General features: G+C 45.1%; 3 protein-coding genes. All 3 read right to left on the bottom strand.

Annotation, left to right across the window (positions count from 1 at the left end):
• Window positions 1-164 precede the first annotated feature (164 nt).
• Entirely contained in the window at window positions 165-794 is a 630-nt protein-coding gene (locus PSI23_RS21230) for a recombination protein NinG (RefSeq protein ID WP_273556938.1), read from the bottom strand.
• Window positions 795-935: 141 nt separating this feature from the next.
• Window positions 936-1,100 (bottom strand): hypothetical protein, encoded by a 165-nt coding sequence (locus tag PSI23_RS21225; RefSeq protein ID WP_273556937.1) that lies wholly within the window; start codon window positions 1,098-1,100, stop codon window positions 936-938.
• 370 nt (window positions 1,101-1,470) lie between these two features.
• Window positions 1,471-1,802, bottom strand: a 332-nt coding sequence (locus PSI23_RS21220; protein WP_273556936.1) for a recombination protein NinB, incomplete at its 5' end; no start/stop codon positions are given.

Genomic DNA, 1,802 nt, shown 5'->3' with positions numbered 1-1,802 from the left:
TCATGCGTTCAGCTCCTTAAGCGCTCTATATTTCCTCATCAGGAACACACCTTTTCTGATTGCATTAATGGCCCTTATTCGTTTTCTGTGGCGCACTATTTGCCACGGCAGATAGATGAGCGTGAAAATCGCCCATGAGCCAATGGCAATCCATGCATCAATTGTCATGCTGCCTCCATGTACTCGCGTTTCCGCCGTTTTTCGTAATATCGGGCACGGCGAGTGAATATTTGTTTCACTCGCTTGAGATAATCGATATTGAATTTGCGCGTTTTATTATTTGATTCGAGAGCCTCAACCCTGCCGAGGCCAATTCGTTTGATGAGCCGGATGCGATATTCAACCGCGTTACCACTGAGTTGACGATTGCATCGGGTGCATGATGAATGGACGTTAAAAACGTTAAATCTTAAATGTGATGCCGCACCTCTTGACCTGTAATGACTGGCATCAATGGCACTGCCGGTCAGATAGTTACTGGAGCCTACCAATTTACAGCCACAACTGACGCACTCTCTCCTGTAGTCTCTGGCGCGTATGTACTTATTAAACGCTGCTTGAGCCTCTTTCTCCCAGTCAGATTGGGATTTTAACTTTTCCCGTCTGGCTTTCAGTTCCTGACGCTCAATAGAACGCTGACGCCGGAGTTCTCTTTCCTCCTTGCGTTGGATGTTTCTATTTGATAATTCGATGGTGCATTCGAGAGAACAGACGGTGTGAGTGGTACTTCTTGGTGTGAATTCTGATTGGCAAATCTTACAGGTTTTGGGCTTCGGCGTTTTTGCCTTTGCCATTTCCTACATTCTCCCGTTCCTTTTTAAATTCTTCGTGTTTAATCATGACGTGAACGCGGCCCAGATAGAAAACGCATCCAACATAATCAACACTTCCTTGACACTTAAAAATCGCCCACATTAGATATCTGAATGCGCGTTTTATTGTTGGCCACCGCCGAAAACTCTTCTGACCATGAATGACCAAATCCACACCATCGAGGTATGGCTGATACCGTGGTTGATCCTGTTTTTTATTATCCACCCTGTCCCCCTAACACCAGTCCCATCATTAGCATTGCTGCTGCCCAAAAGAGTGTGAATCATTTCCTGAATCTCCTGTCGCAATCGGATTTCCATCCGTTCAGGTTATCAATGACTATTTGCGGCTTACCTGATTTGTACTTCCTAATGTGCCGCTTACAGTTGAAATACAATCTGATACCAAATACCCAAAATATGAGCGGATAAATAAACACAAAAAATAAACCGAACAGCGCTATGATGATTACAGCGACCATTTGTCTAATTTCTAAACCCAATAATTCATCCCATATATTCACTGGTATCTCGAAATATCTACACCCAGCCACGGACAGGCAATCAATAATATTAAAATCATATCCAGCCACTGCCGCCCATATTGGCCTATCCAGAAAATGTCTGAACGTTATCACCGCTCCCACTCCTTCTTGAGTTAAATTCTGTGACCGTAATAATTCAGCGTGTAGCGTGTCTCAGTGAGTTTTACGCCCTGATATACCGCCCATGCCTGTGAATATTCAATTAAACTGCTCATGCGCCTCATGCTCATTCTGGCGGTGCTTTCTCTTGCCAGTGGCACCAGTTCACCTTCCAGCCCCGTGATTATCTGCCCCTCTTTTCCGGTCGCTTTGGCATGACCGGAGACGAAAATACATTTCCATTCCTGCGTCTTCCATGTACTGTCAGACCATTCAATACCCTGTTTAGAGACGTCACCACATAACGCATGGAACTTGTCGTTCTGCGGTAGGGTTCGGCTTGAGT

The sequence above is a fragment of the Xenorhabdus yunnanensis genome, assembly GCF_028598805.1.
GTDB classification, from domain to species: Bacteria; Pseudomonadota; Gammaproteobacteria; order Enterobacterales; family Enterobacteriaceae; genus Xenorhabdus; species Xenorhabdus yunnanensis.
Note: the sequence above shows the minus strand (reverse complement) of the source record. Positions and strands in the feature narration are given on the sequence as shown.

Bases quoted from the DNA above. Each gene is read 5' to 3' on its own strand.
- PSI23_RS21230 (WP_273556938.1), bottom strand. From the start codon at position 794: ATGGCAAAGGCAAAAACGCCGAAGCCCAAAACCTGTAAGATTTGCCAA.
- PSI23_RS21225 (WP_273556937.1), bottom strand. From the start codon at position 1,100: ATGATTCACACTCTTTTGGGCAGCAGCAATGCTAATGATGGGACTGGT.